Origin of the sequence: Nocardia noduli (assembly GCF_019038455.1) — a bacterium.
GTDB classification, from domain to species: domain Bacteria; phylum Actinomycetota; class Actinomycetes; order Mycobacteriales; family Mycobacteriaceae; genus Nocardia; species Nocardia noduli.
Genome location: NZ_JAFMPL010000189.1, coordinates 1 through 6,744 on the forward strand (window position 1 = coordinate 1; position 6,744 = coordinate 6,744).

Sequence of the window (6,744 nt, forward strand, 5' to 3'; positions counted from 1 at the left end):
CCCGTGGTCAGCAGCCCCCGCAGCGGCCGGTTCCGCCGCCGAACCAGCGGCCCCAGCCCCGGCCGCAACCCGGTCAGGGCAATCCGCAGGCGACCCAGAAGATCGTCCGGCCCGGTCAGCCCGCGCCGGGACGCGCCCAGCGCCCCGGCGACCCCGCGAGCCCCCGTCAGGGTGGTCCTCGGCCCGCGTCGCTGAGCGAAGCGGTTGCCGAACGCGAGCGGCGCGGCGGACCGGTCACCGGTCCCCGGCCGACCTCCGCCGAGCGCCCCGCCCCCGGCGCTCGTCCCGCCACCGGCTCCAGGCCCGTCGTCGACGGCCGTCCCGGCGCGAGGCGGCCCAACGGCACCGGCGGCACCACCGGAGAACGGCGCGCGACCGCGGGCGGACCGCCTTCGGGTCCGCCGCCTCGGCGCGGCGGCGGCGGTGACGGCACCGACGGTCCCGACGGCCGTGCTCCCGGACAGAAACGCAAGATCCCGTGGAAGACGATTCGCCGCACCATCTACGCGCTGATGGCGGTCGTCATCCTGTCGGTGAGCACGGTCGCGATCGTCGCCTACACCACGGTCTCGGTACCGAAACCCGGCGATCTGAAGACCAACCAGGTCGCGCTGATCTACGCCAGCGACGGCTCGACCGTGCTCAGCAAGGTGGTGCCGCCGCAGGGCAACCGCACCGACGTCACCATCGAGCAGATCCCGCCGCATGTGCGCAACGCGGTGATCGCCGCCGAGGACCGTGATTTCTACACCAACCCCGGCTTCTCGGCCACCGGCTTCGCCCGCGCCGCGCGCGACAACCTGCTCGGCAAGGAGAGCGCGGGCGGTGGTTCGACCATCACCCAGCAGTACGTGAAGAACGCGCTGGTCGGCGATGAGCGCTCGCTCAGCCGAAAACTGCACGAGTTGGTCGTCTCGGCGAAGATGGCCAGGCAGTGGAGCAAGGACGAGATCCTGACGGCCTACCTCAACACGATCTATTTCGGTCGCGGCGCCTACGGTATCGACGCGGCGGCCAAGGCCTACTTCGGTAAGCCGGTGCAGGAATTGAACCCGGCCGAGGGCGCCGTCCTCGCCGCGACCATTCAGCTGCCGTCGCTGCTGGACCCGGAGAAGAACCCGGAAGGCGCCAAGACGCGCTGGAGCTATGTGCTCGACGGCATGGTCGACGGCGGCAATCTGGCGGCCGCCGAGCGGCAGAGCATGCAGTACCCGGCTGTACTTCCGGTCACCGCCACCCAGGACAAAACCCTCGACTCCGGCCCCGAGGGCCTGATCAAGAACCAGGTGCTCGAGGAACTCGCCGCCGCGGGTATCAGCGAGAAGGCGCTCAATACCGAGGGCTTGCAGATCACCACCACCATCGACCCCAAGGCCCAGCAGGCCGCCGTCGACGCGGCGACCTCGACCATGGAGGGCGAGCCGGAGCAGCTGCGCGCCGCGGCGGTGTCGATCGATCCGAAGACGGGCGCCGTGCGCGCCTACTACGGGGGCAACGACGGCCAGGGCTACGACTTCGCCAATGCCGCATTGCAGACCGGATCGTCGTTCAAGGTGATCGGTCTCGCGGCGAATCTGGAGCAGGGCGTTCCGTTGTCGCAGATGTACGACAGCTCGCCGGTCACGGTCAACGGCATCAAGATCACCAATGTCGAGGGCGAACAGTGCGGCACCTGCACCATCGCCGAGGCGCTGAAGCGGTCGCTGAACACCAGCTTCTACCGGATGCAGATCGATATGGGCAACGGTCCGCAGAAAATCGCCGACATGGGCCACAAGCTCGGAATCCCGGAGACTCTTCCCGGCGTCGGCAAGACCCTCACCGAACCCGACGGTTCCGGACCGAACAACGGCATCGTGCTCGGCCAGTACCAGGCCAGGCCGCTCGACATGGCCTCGGCGTACGCCACTCTGGCGGCGTCCGGCATGTACCACGCACCCCATTTCGTGCAGAAGGTGGTGACCGCCGACGGCCAGGTCCTCTTCGACCGTGGCGACGTGGCCGGTGAGCAGCGGGTCGCCGCGGCCGTCGCGGACAACGCGACCGCCGCGATGAAGCCCATCGCGGGCTATTCGCGCAATCACGGGCTCGCGGGCGGACGCGAGTCGGCCTCCAAGACCGGCACCGCACAGCTCGGCGACACCGGCGAGAACAAGGACGCCTGGATGGTCGGGTACACCCCGTCGCTGTCCACCGCCGTCTGGGTCGGCAGCGTCGACAACACGCCGCTGCGCAACTACGGCGGCGCGATGATCTACGGTTCCAGCCTTCCGTCGGATATCTGGAAGGCCACCATGGACGGGGCGCTCTCGGGCACCTCGAACGAGTCCTTCCCCAAACCCGCTCCGATCAAGGGCCAGTCCGGTGTGCCGGAGTGGAGTGCGGCCTACACGCCGCCGTCGACGACGGTGCCGTCCTTCGTGCCGCCGGTCGTGGTCGCGCCGACCCAGGTCGAGATCCTGCCCGGCATCACCATTCCGGTACCGGGCGTCCAGCCGAATCCGCAGAGCCAGCAGCAACAGCCGAAACAGGATGATCCCGGCCCGCTGCCGGGCCAGCCGGTCGCACCGAGCAGTGGGGCCCAGCCCACGACGGGATCCAGACCGGGTAACAGCGACACCGAGGACGAATCCCCGAAACCCGTGCCGACCAGGAGCCGCTAGCCTCCGAATCACGGAAAGGGCCGGAGCCGACGAACGAGTCGGCTTCGGCCCTTTCGCACGGGGCCAACTACCCTCGAATACCGTGACCGATCAGCAAGTGGTGGATGAGCGGAGCAGCGCGATCGCGCCGCTGTCCAGCGGGGGGCCCGGCGGCGGGACACGTTCGGTTTCACCCGCGCCGCTCGCGCCGGACCTGCGCTCGGCGGATGACAGGGACAAACCGAGCCGCAACGATTCCCTGGCCTCGCAACTGTCGACGGTGGTCGGCGGCCCGGTCGGCGATCACGCGCTCATCGGCCGGGTCAGGATCTGGACGCCGTTGCGGGTGCTGTTCGTATTCACGCTGATCTTCCTCGCGCTCGGCTGGGCGAGTAAAGCGGGCTGCATCCAGCAGACCGACGGTCCCGACGGTAAACCCACCCTGGACTGGCACAACGGCAGGCAGTACGTCGCCATGTGCTACTCCGACACGGTCCCGCTCTACGGCGCGGAGCGACTGGACGAGGGCGCCTTCCCCTACAAGAAACAGTGGACCGAGGACACTCCCGACGGCGGCACCGAGACCAGATACATGGAGTATCCGGTGCTCTCGGGGCTCTACCAGTACGTCGGCATGCAGATCGCCAAGGCGTGGGACAGTACCCCGCTGCCCGGCGCGCTCCAAGTGGTCATCTACTTCAACGTGATCGCCGTCGGGCTGGCGCTGGCGTGGCTGGTCACGGTGTGGGCCTCGGCCATGCTCGCCGGACGCCGGATCTGGGACGCCGCGCTCATCGCCTGTTCACCGCTGGTCCTCGTGCACGCCTTCACCAATTTCGACGCCATCGCGACCGCACTCGCCGCGACCGGCCTGCTCGCCTGGGCGCGCAGACGGCCGGTGCTGGCCGGGGTACTGCTCGGCCTCGGCGGCGCGGCGAAACTCTATCCGCTGCTGCTGCTCGGCCCGATCCTCGTGCTGGCCCTGCGCACGGACCCGATGTACCGGATGCCCGGCTACGGTTCGGGTCTGCCGCGGATCCGCGATATCGACAGCCCCTCGGCGCTGATGAACTGGATACGCGGGATCCCGACGCGCATCGAACTGCTCGCCCTGCGTCCGCTCGGCGCGGCGGCGACGACGATCGCGGCCGCGGCGGGCACCTGGATCGCGGTGAATCTGCCCATCGCCGTGCTCTTCCCGGACGGCTGGCGCGAATTCTTCCGGCTCAACACCACCAGGCACGCCGATCCGGATTCGATCTACAACGTCATCACCTCGTTCACGGGGTGGCAGGGTTTCGACGGGTATCTGCCCCACGGTGTCGCGCCGACGATCCTCAATCTGGTCTCACTGCTGCTGTTCGTGGTGGCCTGCCTGATCATCGGCTATATCGCGCTCACCGCGCCGCGACGTCCCCGCCTGGCCCAACTGTGTTTCCTGGTGATCGCCGCGTTCCTGCTGACGAACAAGGTGTGGAGCCCGCAGTATTCGCTGTGGCTGGTCCCGGTGGCCGTGCTCGCCCTACCGCACCGGCGCATCCTGCTGGTCTGGATGACGATCGACGCGCTGGTCTGGGTTCCGCGCATGTTCTACTACCTGGGCCTGGACCGGAAAGGCGTGCCGGAGCAGTGGTTCACCGGCACGGTGATCCTGCGCGACCTGGCCGTCATCGCCCTGTGCGCGGTCATCGTCCGCCAGATCTACCGGCCCGACGAAGATCTCGTCCGCCGCGACGGTGTCGACGACCCGGTGGGCGGAATCCTGGATCGGCTGCCCGATCCGCCGCGCCCGTGGCTTCCGGCGCTGCTGCGGCCGAGCAGGATCGGTGACCGATACGAGGATTCGCGCGTCCGCCGCTGAACTCGCTCCGGTCAGTCGGCGCGCAGCAGTCGGGCCCGGTGCGCGGGATCGCGTGGCAGCAGGTCGAGTTCGAGTTGCCAGGCGCTCGACGTCCACGGATCGAACAGGGGCGTGTCGTCGATCGTCGGCAGGTGCCGACAGGTTTGCGACAGCAGGGAGACCGCGCTCTCGCCGGATTCGGATTCGTCGCTGCCGACGATCACGATGGACAGCCCGATCAGATCACCCCTGGTGATCAGGGAACCGATACGGACCGCGTCGGAGGCCTGGTAACCGTGCGGGAAGTCGGCGGCGAGCAGTACCCGGTGCACCTGCGGCGGCACGAAATTGCCGCTGGTGTACGCCATCTCGGCGAGTTCGGCGGCATCGGCGAGGGCCTGTAGCCGCGGTGAGATGTCGGCGTGGTCGGTGACCACCGGCCCGTTGAGCACCGAGGACAGCGGGGTGAGCAGTCCCGCGAAAGCGCCGGTCAGATCGATGACATCCATACTGGTTCGCCTGCCGGGATCGGCGACGAGCAGCCGGGCCAGCAGTGCGCCGACGACGGGAACGACCGCCGCCGAACTCTCGGTATCGATCCACAGCGGCCGGGTGAGCGGCACCGGAACGCAGTAGGGCACACGCAAAGGTCCGCGTTCGATCGCGTACAGCTCGCCGAGACGGATACCGTCGCTCGGGGCGGGCGGACCGTCCCAGGCGGGCGAGGTCCACGAGGCGAGGGCGGGCGGCAGTTTGCGGTCGGCCTCGGCAAGTTCACGTATGAGATGTTCGGCGTCGCGCCGATGATTGCTCTCGGCCGTCGCGATCAGTTCGTCGGCGCGGCGCTGCGCCTCCCGGCGGGCGGTGACGGCGTCCGGTCCGTTGCGCGTCGCGGGATCGGCCACCGCGGCGGATAATTCGGTGTCGAGCCTGGTGGCGGCGTAATCGCGGGCCGAGATCAAGGCTGCGGCCGAGCGGGCGGCGTCCTCGAAGATCATCCACAGCCGTTCCAGACCGTGCGCCACTTCGACCGGCGCGGGTCCGGTGGGATGCGCGCCCGCCTGCGGAGCGGAGAGCGTGTCGCGGGCGGGCGTCGGCGGGGCGTCGGCGGGGGCGTCCACGTCGACACCGTGCGCGGGGAGCAGGACCTCCAGCCCGCCCGCATAGCCCTGCCCGATCGCGCGCGCCTTCCAGTCCGCGCCGCGCCGATACACCTCGAAGCAGATCAGCGCGGTCTCCCCCGCCGTCGGCGTGATGGCGAATTCCGCCGTCACCGTGCTGTTCTCGGCCAGCGTGGCGACCACGGGACCGAGCCCCGGCGCGGCGGGCGCGGCCGGGTCGGCACTGACCACGAGCAGCACCGCCTTGGCCTCCGGACGCACCTGGGCGAGGCTTATCGTCACCCCGCCCTCGGACAGGCTCACGCCGGAGGTGCCCGGCTGGTTGTAGAAGACGAAGTCCTCGGGCTCGATGACCCGCAGGTTCTCCGCCACCACCAGCGCCGAGATATCGAGGGCCACCTCGGCTTCCGCGCTGAATCGAACGGTATCGCCGGACAGCGCGAAATTCTGGCCCGCCTTGAGCTGCATCACGTGTTCTACCCTGCCGTGCACGCCTCAGTTGGCCGAAAGGAACCGGCCCAATTGCGGAATCGCCTCGCCGGGATGTTTGGCCTGGAACCCCTCGCCGAGCGCCTGCATCTTCCAATCGCCCCCGGACCGGTAGACCTTCGCCATCGCCATCGCGGTGAACCGCATACCGCCCGCGAGGGTGTACCGGGCCAGCTCGGCGTTGTTGGCTCCGTCGACCAAGCGGCAGAACGCGTTCTGCACCTGTTCGAAGGTATGTCCCTTGTAGGAGGTGACGATGAATATCAGGGTGGTGATGTGAGCCGGGATCCTGGTGAGGTCGACCAGGATCACCTCGTCGTCGCCCTCGCCCTCACCGGTGAGATTGTCGCCCTGGTGCCGGACCGATCCGTCCTTGGACGAGAGTTGGCCGTAGTAGGCGTAATCGGCGGGGTTCATATCGGCGAACATGATGACCGAGGCGTCGAGATCGATGTCGACGGTGCGATTGCCGAACATGCCGCGGGTCTGTACCGGATCCCAGCCGAGGCCCATCTTGACGAAGGTGAGCGCGGTGCCGCCCTCCTTGCGGAGGGTGACCTTCTGCCCCTTCTGCAAGCTGACCGGCCGGTCCTTGCTCAGGCTCACCTCGCCGGTCGGCTGCGGCGCCGCCTGCTGCGGGGGCGGGTAACCC

4 protein-coding genes are annotated in these 6,744 nt (G+C 68.8%); 2 read left to right on the plus strand and 2 right to left on the minus strand.

Annotation, left to right across the window (positions count from 1 at the left end):
• The first annotated feature begins 512 nt into the window (after positions 1-512).
• Both JZ792_RS40395 and JZ792_RS40400 read left to right on the plus strand, forming a co-directional pair.
• Positions 513-2,663, plus strand: coding sequence for a transglycosylase domain-containing protein (locus JZ792_RS40395; protein WP_216918171.1), 2,151 nt, complete (start codon positions 513-515; stop codon positions 2,661-2,663).
• A 121-nt stretch (positions 2,664-2,784) separates the two neighbouring features.
• On the plus strand, positions 2,785-4,503 hold the full coding sequence (locus JZ792_RS40400; protein WP_308165644.1) for a glycosyltransferase family 87 protein: 1,719 nt from the start codon (positions 2,785-2,787) through the stop codon (positions 4,501-4,503).
• 11 nt (positions 4,504-4,514) lie between these two features.
• Here the strand turns inward: JZ792_RS40400 and JZ792_RS40405 are convergent, their stop codons facing one another.
• Both JZ792_RS40405 and JZ792_RS40410 read right to left on the minus strand, forming a co-directional pair.
• On the minus strand, positions 4,515-6,071 hold the full coding sequence (locus tag JZ792_RS40405) for a TerD family protein (protein WP_254191061.1): 1,557 nt from the start codon (positions 6,069-6,071) through the stop codon (positions 4,515-4,517).
• 27 nt (positions 6,072-6,098) lie between these two features.
• A partial coding sequence (locus JZ792_RS40410) for a TerD family protein (RefSeq protein WP_216918169.1) occupies positions 6,099-6,744 on the minus strand: 646 nt, incomplete at its 5' end.